Genomic DNA, 16734 nt, shown 5'->3' on the forward strand with positions numbered 1-16734 from the left:
GTCCCCGGCTGCATTCCCACGCGGAGCGTGGGAACGATCAGATCAGGGTAGGAGCTGCCGAAGGCTGCGATCTTTTGATCTTGAATCAGCGGCGGGTCAGCGGTTGGGCGGTGAACTTCACACCGGCCAGGCCATGCTTGATCAGCGCACGGATATTGCCGTGATCGCTGCCCTCAGGCGTCGCAACCACCGCGCGGTAGTGCTCACCGAACGCCAGTAGCGCTTCGTCATCGCTCAGACCTTCCAGCAGCGCCAGGCCCAGAGTCTTGCACGAACCTTCGTTCTGCCCGGCGGCATTCTCCACGCCGCCATTGTTGAAAGCTTGCGGCTGATAATCGTAGCCGGCGGCAATGAACGCCAGGGTGTCGGCGAAAGCGTGTTCACCGCTTTTCAGGCTGGCGCGCAAAGTGTTCAGATCACTCATGGGTTTTTCCTTTGGCGAAGGCTGCTTGTTGGTCAGCGCTGGCTTCTTGCTGAAATTGGGCTTTCCACTCGGCGTAAGGCATGCCGTAAACCACTTCACGGGCGTCGTCCAGGCTGACGTCGATCTGGCGTGCGTCCGCTTCGGCCTTGTACCACTTCGACAGACAGTTGCGACAAAACCCCGCGAGGTTCATCAGGTCAATGTTCTGCACATCCTTGCGGCTGTCCAGATGGGCGACCAGCCGACGAAAAGCGGCGGCTTCGAGTTCGAGGCGTTGTTGATCAGTCATGGGAGTCTCTGCGAGACAGCTCTGAGCGGCGAGCTTCAAGCTGCAAGATGGGTGGCGGTGATACGAAGTTTACAGCTTGCCGCTTGAAGCTTGAAGCTAGCGGCTCGCTGCAAGCGTAATCGATACCGACTCGGCAAAGCGCAGCGCGTGCGGTTTATCGACTTCTACTTCGGCATACAGCACCGATTCGTTGGTCATCACCAGATCCAGCAGTTCCTGGGTCAAACGTTCGAGCAGCGCGAAGCGATTGCCTTCGACGTGGGCGATGATCGCCTTGGTGATCGTGCGGTAATTGAGCGCGTGATCGATATCGTTGTCACGCACCGCTTCCTGCGCGGCATACAGGATGGTCAGGTTGATCAACACGTCCTGCTTATTGAGGATCTCGTCCTCGTTGATCCCGATAAAGGTGCGCAAGCGCAGATCCTTGACCCGGATGCGCGCCATTCCCGGTTGAAGTTGTGACATTTACTTGCTCCGTCCAATCAATTGCAGGAACTCCTGACGGGTGTTGCTCGACTCGCGAAAGGCGCCGAGCATGACCGAGGTGTTCATGGTCGAATTCTGTTTTTCCACGCCGCGCATCATCATGCACATGTGTCGTGCCTCGATGACCACGGCGACGCCGGCGGCAGCGGTGACCTGTTGTACCGCGTCGGCGATCTGCCGCGTGAGGTTTTCCTGAATCTGCAAACGACGGGCGAACATGTCCACCAGCCGCGCGATTTTCGACAACCCCAACACCTTCCCCGTCGGAATATAAGCCACATGGCCTTTGCCGATGAAGGGCAGCAGGTGATGTTCGCACAAAGAATACAACTCGATGTCGGCGACGATGATCATCTCGTCGTTGTCCGAGGCAAACAACGCGCCGTTAACGATCTCGTCGACGCTCTGTTCGTAGCCGCGACACAGGTATTGCATGGCCTTGGCGGCACGCACCGGAGTGTCGCGCAAGCCTTCGCGGTCAGGATCTTCACCGAGGCCAATGAGGATGTCGCGGTAATTCTCAGGCAGTGAGCGGGTCATGGACATCCTCGCGGGCAGGCGTTATTTGAGGTGCCGTCCTCCGTTGACGGTCAGGGTGGTGCCGGTGACATAGGGGTTGTCGAGCAGATAGCGCAGGCTCTGATAAATCACTTCGCTGCCCGGTTCGAAGCCCAGCGCGGATTTGGCCAGGGCCTTGGCGCGGTACGCTGCGTCGTCGTCGGCATTGAACAATAGCAGGGCCGGGGCGATGCCGTTGACCTTGATTGCCGGTGCGTAACGGGCGGCGAAAGACAGCGTCAGGCTGTCGAGTCCGGCCTTGGTCGCACAATAGCCGATGTGTTTGCTGCTGCCCTTGCGGGTGACGTCGTCGCTGATATGGATGATGTCGGCGGGGGTGGAGCCGCGCAATAGATCGGCGCAGTGCAGGTTGATCAGGTATGGCGCAAGCATATGCACAGTGAACAGGCGACTGAACGCCTCGGCTTGCTGCTCCGGCGTTTCTGCCAGCCATTCGGAAGCATTGTGGACAATGGCACGCAAACTGTCGGTATGGGTTTTCAGCTCAGTAATGAAGGCGAGAATCCCGGCTTCGCTGGAGAAATCGGCGAACAGGCCGAGAGCGCCGAGATCGCGCAGTGTCTGCACGCCTGGGCGTTCAGTGCGATAGGTGAAAATCAGGCGATGACCATCGTTGAGCAAACGCTGGGCGCAATGCAGACCGACACGCTGGCCGGCGCCGGTGATGAGGATCGGAGCTGCAGAATTGGACATGAACGGCTCGCGTCGCGGTGAGAGCAAAAACTATAACAGCGACGAGCCTGAAAAGATCGCAGCCTGCGGCAGCTCCTACCCTGGTCTGTGTTCAGTCCTGTAGGAGCTGACGAGTGCAACGAGGCTGCGATCTTTAATGTTTCTGAGGTGTCGCCGAAACAGGCAGGCGCACTGGCGTGCTGTTCAACCAGTTCGCCAACAGCCGCGTCGACAGTGGAATAAAGAAATAAACCATCAAGGGTGTAAGGCACGCCGTGCTGATCAATACACGTGGCAACAGCGCCATTTCAGCGAGCAACGGGCCTGAAACGAAGTTGAACAACAGCGATACCGGAAAAAATGCCAACCAGATCGCCACCGCCTGCTTCCAGCGCGGTGGACGTTGCCCGGCAGCGCCGAACCAGCCCTCGATGCCACTGACGCGATGCTCTTTCGGGTGCGCAAACAGATCGCTGCCACGACTCAGCCACGCCGTGCGTGAAGCCGAATGCTCCCACGCATGCAAAGTCTGCTCATCGACAAAGCGGAAAATGATCTGGAATTCATCATCGCCGGGCGGCGGCGCGAGTACGCCGGAGCCGAGATAACCGGGAAAGTCGGTGGCCAGTTGTTCGCCTTCGCGCAACCAGGCAATCAGATCCTGATAACGACCTTCAGCCACACGGCGTGCGACCATCAACGTGACGGGGGAAGTAGACATTGTGTATCTCCGCATTACGAACGCGTTATTCCGGGTAGGAATTTCGCCTGACGCCGGCCGGGGTAGTGGCCTGCGTTTTTCACCAAGCAAGGATTATTCCTGAATTTCGTGAATAAACCATAGGCTTTCGTCGCAAGATCCCCCCTTGAACTCCAATGGGTCATCGGGGTTAAAATGGATCCAATTATCCAGCAAGGAAGTTATCCCGCGATGCCTGCCACGACTGATGCTCTCCTTGTTCCGCAGGTCGCTTTCTCGCTCGAGCGTGAAGAGCTGTTTCCGATACGCGAAGTCGCGCGGTTGACGGGTATCAATCCGGTAACGTTGCGCGCTTGGGAGCGCCGCTACGGATTGATTCAGCCAACGCGCACCGTAAGTGGGCATCGGCTGTATTCGATGGCCGATATCGAGCGCGTCCGCAACATTGTCGAATGGATCGACCGCGGCGTGGCGGTGAGCAAGATCGGCAGGATTCTCGCCCGGACCGAACCGTTGAAAGCCCTGGCCCACATCATCTCCGACGATCTGGTGCAGGCCGATTACCAGCAATGGCAGCATCAGGTTCAGCGCGCTATCAGTTCATTCGACGATCAGGAACTGGATCGAGTCTATGCCCAGATATTTTCTTCTTATTCACTGGCCGTGGTGTTTCAGGACATTCTGATGCCGCTCTGGCGAGCATTGCTGCAGCGTCAGGACGCTTTCGGGCAGACCAGTGAATGGTTGTTTTTTGATGGCTTTCTGCGCGCACGCGTACTGCAACGGATTGTCGCGTTGCGCGGGGCGCAGCCGCGTAGAGTCGTGGTCAGCGCATTGGCCGGCCAGTGCCGCGAGCTGGAACTGTTGGTGGCGGCGCTGTTCTTGAGCAGCAGCGATTCGGGCGTCCGTGTGCTGACGACGGGGCAGCCGTTCGACGAATTGACATTGATTTGCGAGAAGACCAGGCCTGAGGCATTGGTACTGTTTTCCAACCACGCACCGAGCGCAGATTTGCCACGTCGTTTGCAGCGGCTGGCGTTGAGTCTCGATTGTCAGCTGCTATTGGCGGGGGACGCGGCCGATCTGGCACAAGAGAGTCTGGCGGACGGCCCGATCGGATGCATCGGCAATGAAGGGACGACGATGCGCCAACGCCTGATGCAGTTTCTCTCTGGCAAACTGGATACCTGACGATCAGGTATGCAGGGCAGGATGGGTCAGGCGATGTTGTTGCAGAATGAACTGACGCAGGCGTTCGGTCTCATCGACATCGGTCTGGCTGAGTTCGTAGGCGTAAAAACCCTGCTCGGTCTCGCGCTCGAAATTTCCGCGCAATGAAATCCGCTCATAGCCCGAAGGGCTGAACCACAACGCGAAATGTTTTGGCGGTTTGGTCTTGTTGCGCATTTCCAGCAAGACGCCTTTGTGCGAAACCTCGTGAACCCACATTACGCCGGGCTGGCCCTTGGCATTTTCCAGCGCCACCGGCTCTTCGAGCACCAGGCGCCATGGCCGCACCATCGGGCCATCTTCGTAAATGCTCGGGACCCCAAGGCGCAAATGCAGCGCATGAAACTCGTCTTCCACCAGGTGCAGCGGAAAAGTCATCTGCTGGTTTTCGAAATTGGCCTGAATGGTCACTTGCTCGTGAGCGGCGAGGCGCGTGAGCAAATCACGGATCTGCGAACCGCCGTTGACCAGCAGACTCGACGTTGCATCCCGCACGTTCAGTTGCGGGTTGTGCTGCATGGTCTGGATAAAATCCAGCTCATCCTGAGTGAGGAGGGCGTCGCGCTGCATGGCTAACTCAAAAGAAATAGTTACAAAGTCATTGGTGATTGTAGTTAATGACAATCGGTTCGCTGTTTTGTTTTAACCGTCCGTCGCTTTAAGTTTTGCCAGCTCGGCTTGCAGCGCTGCGACCTGCGCCTCGAGCTGCGAAATTCGCTGCTGTGCTTTGACCTGAGCGGACACATCCTTCTGTACACCGATGTAATACGTCATGCCGTCAGCATCGTTCTCCACCGTCGAAAGCGACAGTTCGTTCCAGAACGGCGTACCGTCCTTGCGGTAGTTGCGCAGGATTTCCCGGCACGATCCGTTGCTTTGCAGCACATGACGTATGCGCTGCAGAGCCGCCTGATCCCGGTCTCCCGCCTGCAGAAAGCGGCAATCCTGATAAAGAATTTCTTCACTGCTGTAACCCGTCAGCCGTTCGAACGCGGGGTTGACGTAAAGCAGGATGGAGTCGCGATCGCCTTCCTTTTCCGCAACAACTATTCCGTCGTTCGATGCATTGATCACCATTTGCAGCAGGTTGGCATTGATCATCTGTCAGTCTGTTCAGATTGGGGCGGTAGGCTCGCATTCTAGTTAAACCATAGGCGCTGTCTACTGGCCATTATCCGAAGATGAGATCCAATCGCAGCACTGCGGCTCGGGCTGCTACTATCGCCGTTCATTTTTTCAGTTTCAGGATCAGATTGATGAAAGTCGCCATCCTCTCCGGTTCGGTCTACGGCACCGCCGAAGAAGTCGCCCGTCACGCCCAGAATCTGTTGCAAGCCGCTGGCTTTGAAACCTTCTACAACTCCCGCGCCAGCCTCGCCGACCTTCAGGCTTTCGGCCCTGAAGCGTTGCTGGCCGTGACCTCGACCACCGGCATGGGCGAATTGCCGGACAACCTGCAACCGCTGTATTCGACCCTGCGCGACCAGTTGCCCGCGGCATGGCGCGGTTTGCTGGGGGCGGTCATTGCGTTGGGCGACGCCAGCTACGGCGACACTTTTTGCGGCGGCGGTGAGCAGATACGCGAGTTGTTCGGCGAACTCGGTGTGCGCGAAGTGCTGGAAATGCTGCGCATCGATGCCAGCGAAAGCGTCACCCCGGAAACCGACGCCGAGCCGTGGCTGGCGCAGCTGATCGATGCACTGAAGAGCTGATCGGCCGAACGTGGATCCAGGCTGTCTGCTCGGCTGACCCGGTCAGTCATCAAGCTGGCTGCGAATGCAACTACGCGATGGGCTGCGCGTGACTAGACTGGTCACGTGCAGAACAATAAGAACGCAGAGGTGCATACAGTGAGCGTAGCCCCCGTCCAATCGTCCCTTAATGTCAAAGACCAGGTCAGCGCTGCGGAATGGCAGACCCGTGTCGACCTCGCCGCTTGTTATCGTCTGGTTGCGCTGCATGGCTGGGACGATCTGATTTTTACCCATATTTCCGCCAAGGTGCCGGGCACTGAAGATTTCCTGATCAATCCGTTTGGGCTGATGTTCCATGAGATCACCGCCTCAAGCCTGGTCAAGGTCGATCAGGCCGGCCATAAGCTCATGGACAGCCCGTACGAAATCAACCCCGCCGGCTACACCATCCACAGCGCCGTACATGAAGTGCGGCACGATGTGGTTTGCGTGCTGCATACGCATACCGCTTCCGGTGTTGCGGTGTCGGCGCAAAAACAGGGCGTGTTACCGATCAGCCAGCAGTCGCTGTTCGTGCTGTCGAGTCTGGCTTATCACGCCTATGAAGGTGTTGCGCTCAATCATGAAGAAAAGGCGCGTTTGCAAGCCGATCTCGGCGACAACAACTTCCTCATGCTGCACAACCACGGTCTGCTGACCTGTGGCGGCACCATCGCTGACACCTTTCTCATGATGTTCACCTTCCAGCGCGCCTGTGACATTCAGGTCATGGCGCAAACCGGCGGTGCAGAGCTGATCGCTGTCGAACCGCACATTCTGGCTGGCGCCAAGGCGATGATCGCCGGCGTCACCAAAAGTGCCCAAGGCATGGGTGGCACGCTGGCCTGGCCAGCGTTGCTGCGCAAACTCGATAAACAAGACCCCGGATATAAACTCTGATGCCTCTTGCCGAGATCCCGTTGTGTGTCTGGCGCAAGCGCAGCCGGACGTTTGTCTTCCGTGGGCAGCCGATCCGTTACTGGACGGCAGGGCAGGGTGAGCCGCTGCTGCTGATCCATGGTTTCCCGACAGCCAGTTGGGACTGGCATTACCTCTGGCAACCGCTGGCCCAGCGTTATCGGGTGATCGCCTGCGACATGCTCGGTTTTGGCGATTCGGCCAAGCCGGTGGATCACACCTATAGCTTGCTGGAACAGGCCGATTTGCAGCAGGCACTGCTCGCGCATTTGCAAATCGAGCGGCCGGTGCACGTCCTGGCCCACGATTACGGTGACAGCGTCGCGCAGGAGTTACTCGCGCGGCATTACGAGGCGCGGATTGATGTCGCCAGTTGCGTATTTCTCAACGGTGGCCTGTTCCCGGAAACCCATCGTCCGCTGCTGATGCAAAAATTACTGCTGAGCCCGTTGGGCTGGATGATCGGTCGCGCGTTCACCCGCGATGCGCTGGTGAAAAGCTTTCGCCACATTTTCGGTCCGCAGACACGGCCAAGCGAAAGCGCTATGGATGACTTCTGGAGCCTTGTCGACAGCAATCGCGGGCAGCGAATCATGCACAAGCTGATCAGCTACATCCCCGAGCGCCGGGTGCAACGCGACCGTTGGGTGGCAGCGATGCAGCGCGGCGAAATTCCACTGCGGGTGATCGACGGGGAAGTCGACCCGATTTCGGGAGCGCACATGGTCGCGCGTTATCGCGAGTTGATCGCTGACGCGGACACGGTGCTGTTGCCGGGTATTGGTCACTACCCGCAGACTGAGGCGCCGGTGCAGGTGCTCAAGCATTATCTGGCGTTTCGCGAATGCCAGGTGTTGCCGCCACGTAAAGTGGCATGCTCCTGATATCAAGATCAAAAGAACGCAGCCCCCGCACCAATCCCTGTAGGAGCTGCCGCAGGCTGCGATCTTTTGATCTTTTGATCTTTTGATCTTTTGACTTACGCATCATCCCCCAACCTTATCGCACACCATTCAGCCTCAGCCGTGTTCGTTGTGACCGAAAGCCGCGTGCCTGACACTCGGGATCAATACTGGCCTGCTGGAGTTGTTGCGATGAATGAGTCTGTGCGTTTCGAAGATAAAGTCGTAATCGTCACTGGCGCGGGTGGCGGCCTCGGACGCGCGCACGCACTGCTGTTTGCCAGGCAGGGCGCGAAAGTGTTGGTCAACGATCTCGGCGGCTCGACTCAAGGCGAGGGCGCGAATGCCTCGGCTGCCGACCGCGTAGTCGCAGAAATTCGCGAGGCGGGTGGCATCGCCGAGGCCAATCACGACTCCGTCACCGATGGCGACAAACTGGTGCAGAACGCCCTCGATGCGTTCGGCCGTGTCGACGTGGTGGTCAACAACGCAGGCATTCTGCGCGACAAGACGTTTCACAAAATGGACGACGCCGATTGGGATCTGGTGTACCGCGTCCACGTCGAAGGCGCCTACAAAGTCACCCGCGCCGCATGGCCACATCTGCGCGAGCAAAATTACGGCCGTGTGATTTTCACCGCTTCGACCTCAGGCATCTACGGCAACTTCGGCCAGTCCAACTATGGCATGGCCAAGCTCGGCCTTTACGGACTGACTCGCACCCTGGCCATCGAAGGGCGCAAGAACAACATTTTCGTCAACGCCATCGCACCGACTGGCGGCACGCGCATGACCGAGGGCTTGATCCCGCCGCAAGTGTTCGAGCAACTCAAACCGGAACTGGTGAGCCCGTTGGTGGTGTATCTGGCCAGCGAGCAATGCCAGGAGACATCCGGGTTGTTCGAGGTCGGTGGCGGCTGGATGGGCAAGGTGCGCTGGGAACGCAGCCTGGGTGCCGGGTTCGATCCGCGCGAAGGCTTCTCGCCCGAGGATGTCGCGGCGCATTGGCAGCAGATCTGTGATTTCGAAGGCGCGGCGCATCCGAAGGACAATATTGAAGCGCTGAAGGAAATGATGGCGAATTTGCAGAAGTATTCGGTTTAAGGATCTTCAAGCCTCGCTGCCGTTTGAATACAGCGAGGCTTTTCCATTATTACGCTTACCGTTCGCAGTTATAAGATCCGGGCCATGGCGATCGGACTCTGGATTGGCGCATCCAAAAAATTTATCGATGGAAGCAAATGCCAAGCTCGCAGAGTCTCATTGCCTTACTTGTCGGACTCTATGCGTTGGATACTCGTAACGTGGCTCAGCATCTCGGCAAAGTGCTCCGCAGACCACTCTTTGCGGTCTGATACCTGGCCATCACCCAACTCGATCACACGTAATACGCCGTCAGACCTGAGCGCTACGTCTATCGAGAAAAAGGGACTGTCGATTAGTCGTGAACATTCGTTAACCAGATCGGGTACTTCACCGTTGACCCCATAGGTCTGCCCAAGAAGCACAAAGTAGCGACGCTCGGTATCTTCGAGATATTCCTCTCGTCGTCTGACGCATATACCGCCTTCAATCTGACCACGATATCGGCGCATAGCCTCAACAACCGGCCCTATGCATTCGGGCGTGTCTACCAGACTGCCTCCTCCCGTATTGAGCGACTTTACGTAGTCCTTGATGAAGTAGCCCGGCCAGTGCAAACCGTCCAGTGCCTGTTTGAAATTTGCGTCCCAGGGCAGCACCACCGTTTCGCTCGTGCAGGACACCAACAACGGATACCACTCTGGCAGGTGATGACAGTGTCGATATTGCGTGGCGCTGGTAAATTCAACGGCACCCTTGTCGCGCAGGTGGGCAACCAAAGCAGCATAGGCGTCGGGTGTCAGCATCCACCCCCGGTACAAAACCGCGTCACCGGGCGAGACAGGCGCAGACGTCCTGAACAAACCTGTTTCGAAATCTTCAAATGAGAACAACACAGCCTGCAATCCCGCAGCCACTACTGCGTCGAACTCTACAGCGTAATGTTCATCGGGACGTTTCTTGTCAAACGGGTCACTGGGATAGAGGAGGTGCATATCGCGTCCTATCGATGGGATGTTGCGGCTCAAATTTACCTGCGTCAGGGCTTTCTAAAAGTTCTTTCAGATATCCAGTATCAAGGTCTCGTTCCGGGGTTCGTATCAGCTGCAGTCTGGCGTCATTTGCACAGCGATTAACTTACAACAGCTTTCGAACGGACATATCTGCATCGATCGCCAGTAAAGACTTACGTGGCTGTATGAATAATCTCGAACGCGGGTGAATAGTCTGTCTAAGAACGGTAAGAGAGAGGTTTCCTACAGGTGGTGCGGAAACTGTCCTCGTCGAGATAAGGAAGCTAAGAAAACGACGCCCATAAAAAAGGCCGCTGCAAACGCAGCGGCCAAGGTAAGACGTTGGATCAAGGAGCTACAAATCAACGTCAGTGAACACCGGGGTGACGAACCGAGACTTTCGATTCCTCTGAAATCTGTCGCCAATCGCTTCAATGTCTTAGCGTAGTCGGCTTCTCGCTTTACGGCGTCTGCCGGGAAAGCGCGTTCAGAATAAGCGCTCGGATGCGTAGGAAACATCCCGATTCCGGACATGCACTGTTACGAGGCGTGCAACAGTTCCGCGCACTGATGTGCACCATGCGTAACGTTGATGGTGTGCCATCCAGACGATCCATGAATCGCGCCAGGCCCCGTACCGAGCGGGCATTCATCCTTTCGAGCGACAACACGAATACCTCCTTGGTGCGCTTATCGACCCGCTGGCACGGCAGTAGGGTGGGGCCTTCTGTCACTCACCGGGGAAGACGCATGACAAAAACAACAATGCGCGCCATCTTCACACCGCAGGCGCTGGCCGCTGCGGTGGCTTTGGGTTGCTGCGCTCAGGCGCACGCGGTTGCCTTCAACATCGGCGAAATCGAAGGCACCTTCGATTCCTCGCTTTCGGTCGGTGCCAGTTGGGGCCTGCGCGATGCCGACAATTCGCTGGTCGGCACGGTCAACAGTGGCACCGGGCAATCCTCGACCGGCGATGACGGACGTCTGAACTTCAAGAAAGGCGAGACGTTTTCGAAAATTTTCAAAGGCATTCACGACCTCGAACTCAAGTACGGCGATACCGGTGTATTCGTGCGCGGCAAGTACTGGTATGACTTCGAACTCAAGGACGAAGACCGTGAGTTCAAACAGATCAGCGACAGCGGCCGCAAGGAAGGCGCAAAGTCTTCCGGCGCGCAGATCCTCGATGCCTTCGTTTATCACAACTACGCCATCGCCGATCTGCCGGGCACCGTGCGTGCGGGCAAGCAGGTGGTGAGCTGGGGTGAAAGTACCTTCATCGGCAACTCGATCAACAGCATCAACCCGATCGACGTTTCGGCGTTCCGCCGCCCGGGCGCGGAGATCAAGGAAGGTCTGATCCCGGTAAACATGCTGTTCGGCTCGCAGACCCTGACGGACAAACTATCGGTCGAAGGTTTCTATCAACTGGAATGGGACCAGACCGTTCTCGACAACTGCGGCACGTTCTTCGGCGTCGATGTCGCGGCAGACGGCTGCAACAACGGCTACACCGTCGGCAGCCCGGCGGTGGCGCCACTGGTGCCGCTGACCACCGCGTTCGGCCAAGGCATCCAGGTGACGCGCGAAGGCGTGGTGATTCCGCGCGGCGGCGATCGTGATGCGCGTGATTCGGGGCAGTGGGGCACGGCGTTGCGCTGGCTGGGTGACGACACCGAGTACGGGCTCTATTTCATGAACTACCACAGCCGCACGCCAACGGTCGGCACCACGACGGCGGGCCTGTCGACGCTGGCGGCGTTGCCGGGACTGGTCGGTATCGCCAACGGCCTGGCGCCCGGCAGCGGTGCGGGGCTGGCGCAAAGCGTGATGCTTGGACGCGGCCAGTACTATCTGGAATATCCGGAAGACATCCGCCTGTACGGGGCGAGTTTCTCCACGACGCTGCCCACCGGCACCGCGTGGACCGGCGAAATCAGCTATCGCCCCAACGCCCCGGTACAGGTCAACACCAATGACCTGACGCTGGCGCTGGTCAATCCGATTGCCGGCGGTACTGCATCGCCGCTGGCGACTTCGCCGGGCGCCGACAACAAAGGTTATCGCCGCAAAGAAGTGACGCAAATCCAAAGCACTCTGACGCACTTCTTCGATCAGGTGTTGGGCGCAGAACGTCTGACTGTGGTCGGCGAAGCGGCGGTGGTGCACGTCGGCGGTCTGGAATCGCGCAGCCAGCTGCGTTACGGCCGCGATTCGGTGTACGGCCAGTATGGGTTCGGCGGCGATACCGACGGTTTTGTCACTTCCACGTCGTGGGGCTACCGCGCCCGGGCCATTCTCGATTACGGCAATGTGATCGGCGGGATCAACCTCAAGCCCAATCTGTCGTGGTCGCACGACGTCGCCGGCTATGGCCCCAACGGCCTGTTCAACGAAGGCGCGAAAGCGATCAGCGTCGGCGTCGATGCCGACTATCGCAATACCTACACCGCAAGCCTGAGTTACACCGACTTTTTCGGCGGTGACTACAACGTCCTCGAAGACCGTGACTTCGTGGCCCTGAGCTTCGGCGTGAACTTCTGATCTGCTCGAGAAGGATGACTGCAATGCGCAAAACGATTCTGCAATGTGGCGTGCTGGCCCTGAGTCTGCTGGCGGCCAATGTGATGGCGGCGGTGTCGCCGGACGAAGCCAACAAGCTCGGCACCAGCCTGACTCCGCTCGGGGCGGAGAAGGCGGGCAACGCTGACGGCTCGATCCCGGCCTGGACCGGTGGTCTGCCGAAAAACGCCGGGGCGGTGGACAGCAAAGGTTTTCTCGCCGACCCGTTCGCCAGTGAAAAACCGTTATTTACCATCACCGCCGCCAACGTCGACAAATACAAGGACAAGCTGTCCGACGGCCAGGTCGCCATGTTCAAGCGCTACCCGGAAACCTACAGGATTCCGGTCTATCCGACCCATCGCACGGTAGGCGCACCCGCGGACATCTACGAGTCGGCCAAGCGCAGCGCGCTCAATGTGACGTCGATCAATGATGGTAATGGCTTGGCCAATTTCACTGGCAACCGCTACTACGCGTTCCCGATTCCAAAGAACGGCGTCGAGGTGCTGTGGAACCACATCACCCGCTATCACGGTGGCAACCTCAAGCGCACCATCACCCAGGTGACTCCGCAAACCAACGGCAGCTATACGCCGATCCGCTTTGAGGAGGTGATCGCTGTACCGCAACTGATGAAGGATATCGATCCGGAAAAAGCCGCCAATGTGCTGACCTTTTTCAAACAATCGGTAACGGCCCCGGCGCGATTGGCCGGTAACGTGCTGCTGGTGCACGAAACCCTCGATCAGGTCAAAGAGCCGCGTCTGGCCTGGATCTACAACGCCGGCCAGCGCCGCGTGCGTCGCGCACCGCAAGTCGCCTATGACGGGCCGGGCACTGCCGCAGATGGCTTGCGTACCTCGGACAACTTCGACATGTTTTCCGGCGCGCCCGATCGCTACGACTGGAAACTGGTCGGCAAGAAGGAAATGTACATTCCGTACAACAGCTACAAACTCGATTCGCCAAGCCTGAAGTACGACGATGTGGTCAAGGCCGGGCACATCAATCAGGACCTGACCCGATACGAACTGCACCGCGTGTGGGAGGTGATCGGCACGGTCAAGCCGAGCGAGCGGCATATTTACGCCAAGCGTCACATGTACATCGACGAGGACAGCTGGCAAGTGGCGCTGGCCGATCATTACGACGGTCGCGGCCAATTATGGCGAGTCGCCGAAGGTCATGCGCAGTTCTACTACGATCACCAGGCGCAGGCTTACACGCTCGAGGCGCTCTACGACATCATCGCCGGCCGCTACATTGCCCTTGGCATGAAAAACGAAGAGAAGCGCAGCTTCGAATTCGGCTTCGAAGCCAAGGCGGCGGATTTCACCCCGTCGGCCCTGCGCACGGAAGGCGTTCGTTAAGTTTCGATCTATCGGCTGGACAAAAGGCGACCGCACGGTCGCTTTTTTTATGGACAGCAATCAGCGCTCTGAATACTCGTCAACAAGCGGATTGGAGAGGGCTAGGGTGACTGCACAACGATAATAAGGCTCACCCGATGACCGCCATGACTTTGTGCCAGGATCGCCCCGGATTTCTTCCCCGACTGTCCTCCCACCATCAGTTGCGTCCGCGCCTGAGCGAACCATTACTTGAGTCGGCGGCGCGGGTCAGGTTGATTTGCGCACCCGCTGGCAGCGGTAAAAGTGCGTTGCTGACCGAGTGCATGGGACAGGCGCCCACCGCGTGTGAGGTGCGCTGGTTGCCTTTGACTGGCGCAACATTGAGCCAAGGCGAATTCTGTCATCGACTGACGCAGACCTTGGGTCTGCCCGGGAACGTTGATACTACGTCATTGCTCTCGATCCTGGCGCAATGGTCAACACCGACGTGGCTGTTTATCGACGATTACTGTCGTCAGCCGGATCCGGCTCTGGACGCCTGGCTCGACCGCCTGCTGGCAGTCAGCAGTCCGGCGTTGATCTGGTGGATCGCTACGCGCCGACGTCCGCAATGCAATTGGCCGCGACTGTTGCTTGGCGATGAGTTGTACGAGTGCGAAAGCGCAACGTTAGCGTTGACGCCACTGGAAATCGCTGGCGCCCTGAGGCATCTGACCCCGGAGCAGGCCGGCAGCGTCGCCGCACGCATCGGCGAGCGCACCGGCGGTTGGTGCGCCGGTGTGCGGATGGCGCTGCTGCAAAAGTGTGACTGGTCACAAAGCATTCAGCCCCGGCAACGCGTCGACACGTTGCTCGATTATCTGCAGCACGAACTATTCAGCAGCCTCACGCCTGAGCTGACAGAGGCGTGGCGGGTGCTGGCGCATTTGCCGCGCTTCAATGCCGAACTGTGTGAGCATTTGTTCGGTGCGGGGGAAGGGGCGCAATACCTGCGCACGCTGCAAGAACTCGGCTGCTTTATCGAGCCATGGAACGATTCAGTGCATTGGTTGCAGATATTTGCGCCGCTGTCGCGGGTCATGCGTGACGAGCAATGGCCCTGCGCCCGGTCATGGCATCGACGGGCGTGCCAATGGTTCAGCGCTGCGCAGGATTGGCGCTCGGCGTTTGAGCAGGCGCTGTTGGCTGAAGAGTATGAGGCGGCGGTCAGTCTGTTGCAGTACTTCAGTTTCGAAAATCTGTTCGAAGAGCAAACCGTTGTGCTGTTGTTGCGTCTGCACGAGTGCCACGGCGAAGCATTGACCATGAGTACGCCGCAATTGGTCGGGTTGATCACTGCAGCGCTGCTGTTTGCCGGTCGATTCGAACAGGCCGCGCATTGCATCGAACAACTATCGCGCTTCATGCCCCAACCTACAGCCGCGCTCGAGCGGCAATTGATTGCTCGGTGGCAAACGTTGCAGGGCTGGTTGTTTCATCTTGAAGGCCGGATGAGTTGTGCTGAGGGACTCTTTAACGAGGCGCTGGATTCGCTCGATGGCGATAACTGGATTGCCCGGTTGATGTGTTTGTCCGGCTTGACTCAGCAGGCGCTGCTCAGAGGCGAGCTCGATGTGGCACACGCGCAGAATCGCCAGGCGTTATGTCTGGCACGGGCGCATGATTCGCTGGTTTTCGAAGCGCTGCTTGAACTCGATCACGCGCAAATACTCGAACAGCGCGGCGCGGCCTCTCGGGCGGAAAGTCTGTTGGCGGCGGTGCATGATCTGCTCGGCAGACTCTCTACCCCGCCGGCGCCGCTAATGGGACGGGTTGCGCTGCGACGCGGTCGTCTGGCTCTGAGTCAGGGATTGGATGATGTCGCGGCGAAGTTCTTTCGGTCGGGACTGGACGATTGCAAACGCAACCATGACAAGCGTGCGTTGTACGGATATCTGGGGCAGGCGCAACTGGCGGCTAATCAGGGGGATTTCGAAAACGCATTCGTCTGGCTGCGCGATGCGCAGCGATTGATGCAACAGCGACAGATCCCGGAAACGGTCTATCGCGGGGTGCTGTTACAGGTCAGCAGTGTGTTCTGGTTACAACAAGGACGTGCCGAGTTGGCAAGCGAGGCCATGAATCGTCTTCTGCGACACTATCAAGGTCCGGATGCAGTGCAGGCCCCGCCAGCGACAATCGAGTTGATTCCCCGGGTTGAATGCCTGTTGATGTTGGCGCAGGCGGCTTTATGTGCGGCCTGTAATGCGATTGCCCGTCTCAATGAATTATTGGCGGCTGCTGCACATTGCCGAATGCATGTTCTCGAAACCGACTTGTATCTGGCGTTGGCCGAGGTGGCTTACTTGCAGGGCGATCAGGATTCAGCGCGAAACTATTTGCAGCAAGGACTGCAACGGGTCAGTCAGTACAGGTTGTATCAGGCATTGCGCGAACTGACATTGCGCCGACCTGGGTTGCTGCCAGCACTCGATGACAAGATGTCACCAAACCATCCGACACCGGAATTGAGCGGTAGCGTTCTGCTTAGTCAGCGAGAGCTTGAAGTTTTACGGTTGATCGCCAAGGGTTATTCCAATCAACAGATTGCAGATGAGCTTTTTATCTCGCTACATACGGTAAAGACTCACGCGAGAAGGATACATGGAAAGTTGGGAGTGGAGCGAAGAACTCAGGCGGTGGCCAGTGCCAAGTTACTGGGGTTGAAACTCGATTGATATTATTGCTTTTATCCATGGATATCACTGTTTACTTGCCGGTCCGAGACGTTTGATAACTTTTAAAC

Annotated in this window: 17 protein-coding genes; 8 read left to right on the top strand and 9 right to left on the bottom strand. The window is 58.0% G+C overall.

The features are described from left to right. Window positions 1-85 precede the first annotated feature (85 nt). From EL257_RS04765 to EL257_RS04790, 6 genes are all read right to left on the bottom strand, one after another. Window positions 86-424, bottom strand: a complete 339-nt coding sequence (locus tag EL257_RS04765) for a HopJ type III effector protein (protein ID WP_126360261.1) — start codon at window positions 422-424, stop codon at window positions 86-88. Further along, the gene (locus EL257_RS04770; RefSeq protein WP_126360263.1) at window positions 417-713 is read right to left on the bottom strand and encodes a DUF1244 domain-containing protein; all 297 of its coding nucleotides are present in this window, start codon (window positions 711-713) and stop codon (window positions 417-419) included. Before EL257_RS04770 ends, EL257_RS04765 begins: the two co-directional genes overlap by 8 nt. Before the next feature lie 96 nt (window positions 714-809). Next, window positions 810-1181 carry a dihydroneopterin triphosphate 2'-epimerase gene (folX, locus tag EL257_RS04775; protein WP_126360266.1) on the bottom strand — a complete coding sequence of 124 codons (372 nt, stop codon included), beginning with the start codon at window positions 1179-1181 and terminating at the stop codon, window positions 810-812. Then, on the bottom strand, window positions 1182-1742 hold the full coding sequence (folE, locus tag EL257_RS04780; protein ID WP_126360268.1) for a GTP cyclohydrolase I FolE: 561 nt from the start codon (window positions 1740-1742) through the stop codon (window positions 1182-1184). A gap of 21 nt (window positions 1743-1763) precedes the next feature. Beyond that, complete coding sequence (gene folM, locus EL257_RS04785; RefSeq protein ID WP_126360270.1) at window positions 1764-2474, bottom strand: dihydromonapterin reductase; 711 nt, start codon at window positions 2472-2474, stop codon at window positions 1764-1766. 133 nt (window positions 2475-2607) lie between these two features. Beyond that, window positions 2608-3174 (bottom strand): antibiotic biosynthesis monooxygenase, encoded by a 567-nt coding sequence (locus EL257_RS04790; RefSeq protein WP_126360272.1) that lies wholly within the window; start codon window positions 3172-3174, stop codon window positions 2608-2610. Between the two features lie 210 nt (window positions 3175-3384). Here EL257_RS04790 and EL257_RS04795 point away from each other — a divergent pair, with 210 nt between their 5' ends. Further along, the gene (locus tag EL257_RS04795; RefSeq protein ID WP_126360274.1) at window positions 3385-4344 is read left to right on the top strand and encodes a MerR family transcriptional regulator; all 960 of its coding nucleotides are present in this window, start codon (window positions 3385-3387) and stop codon (window positions 4342-4344) included. Between the two features lie 3 nt (window positions 4345-4347). Here the strand turns inward: EL257_RS04795 and EL257_RS04800 are convergent, their stop codons facing one another. After that, window positions 4348-4953, bottom strand: coding sequence for a hypothetical protein (locus EL257_RS04800; RefSeq protein WP_126360276.1), 606 nt, complete (start codon window positions 4951-4953; stop codon window positions 4348-4350). A 72-nt stretch (window positions 4954-5025) separates the two neighbouring features. Next, window positions 5026-5484 (bottom strand): PAS domain-containing protein, encoded by a 459-nt coding sequence (locus tag EL257_RS04805; RefSeq protein ID WP_126360278.1) that lies wholly within the window; start codon window positions 5482-5484, stop codon window positions 5026-5028. Window positions 5485-5639: 155 nt separating this feature from the next. Here EL257_RS04805 and EL257_RS04810 point away from each other — a divergent pair, with 155 nt between their 5' ends. The 4 genes from EL257_RS04810 (at window position 5640) to EL257_RS04825 (ending at window position 9040) form a co-directional block, all read left to right on the top strand. Beyond that, window positions 5640-6095 carry a flavodoxin gene (locus EL257_RS04810; RefSeq protein WP_126360280.1) on the top strand — a complete coding sequence of 152 codons (456 nt, stop codon included), beginning with the start codon at window positions 5640-5642 and terminating at the stop codon, window positions 6093-6095. 138 nt (window positions 6096-6233) lie between these two features. Then, window positions 6234-7016, top strand: coding sequence for a class II aldolase/adducin family protein (locus tag EL257_RS04815; RefSeq protein ID WP_126360282.1), 783 nt, complete (start codon window positions 6234-6236; stop codon window positions 7014-7016). Continuing rightward, entirely contained in the window at window positions 7016-7918 is a 903-nt protein-coding gene (locus EL257_RS04820; protein ID WP_126360284.1) for an alpha/beta fold hydrolase, read from the top strand. Before EL257_RS04815 ends, EL257_RS04820 begins: the two co-directional genes overlap by 1 nt. Before the next feature lie 210 nt (window positions 7919-8128). Beyond that, window positions 8129-9040, top strand: a complete 912-nt coding sequence (locus EL257_RS04825; RefSeq protein WP_126360286.1) for an SDR family oxidoreductase — start codon at window positions 8129-8131, stop codon at window positions 9038-9040. Between the two features lie 164 nt (window positions 9041-9204). Here the strand turns inward: EL257_RS04825 and EL257_RS04830 are convergent, their stop codons facing one another. Beyond that, window positions 9205-10014: an ATP-grasp domain-containing protein gene (locus EL257_RS04830; RefSeq protein WP_126360288.1), complete on the bottom strand. Its 810-nt coding sequence runs from the start codon at window positions 10012-10014 to the stop codon at window positions 9205-9207. A 768-nt stretch (window positions 10015-10782) separates the two neighbouring features. Here EL257_RS04830 and EL257_RS04835 point away from each other — a divergent pair. The 3 genes from EL257_RS04835 to EL257_RS04845 all read left to right on the top strand — a co-directional run bounded on the left by EL257_RS04835 (window position 10783) and on the right by EL257_RS04845 (window position 16666). Further along, entirely contained in the window at window positions 10783-12576 is a 1794-nt protein-coding gene (locus tag EL257_RS04835; RefSeq protein ID WP_126360290.1) for a DUF1302 domain-containing protein, read from the top strand. A 23-nt stretch (window positions 12577-12599) separates the two neighbouring features. Next, complete coding sequence (locus tag EL257_RS04840) at window positions 12600-13967, top strand: DUF1329 domain-containing protein (protein ID WP_126360292.1); 1368 nt, start codon at window positions 12600-12602, stop codon at window positions 13965-13967. Between the two features lie 137 nt (window positions 13968-14104). Beyond that, window positions 14105-16666: a LuxR C-terminal-related transcriptional regulator gene (locus EL257_RS04845; protein ID WP_126360294.1), complete on the top strand. Its 2562-nt coding sequence runs from the start codon at window positions 14105-14107 to the stop codon at window positions 16664-16666. Window positions 16667-16734 lie beyond the last annotated feature (68 nt).

This window comes from Pseudomonas fluorescens (genome assembly GCF_900636825.1).
GTDB lineage: Bacteria > Pseudomonadota > Gammaproteobacteria > Pseudomonadales > Pseudomonadaceae > Aquipseudomonas > Aquipseudomonas fluorescens_BG.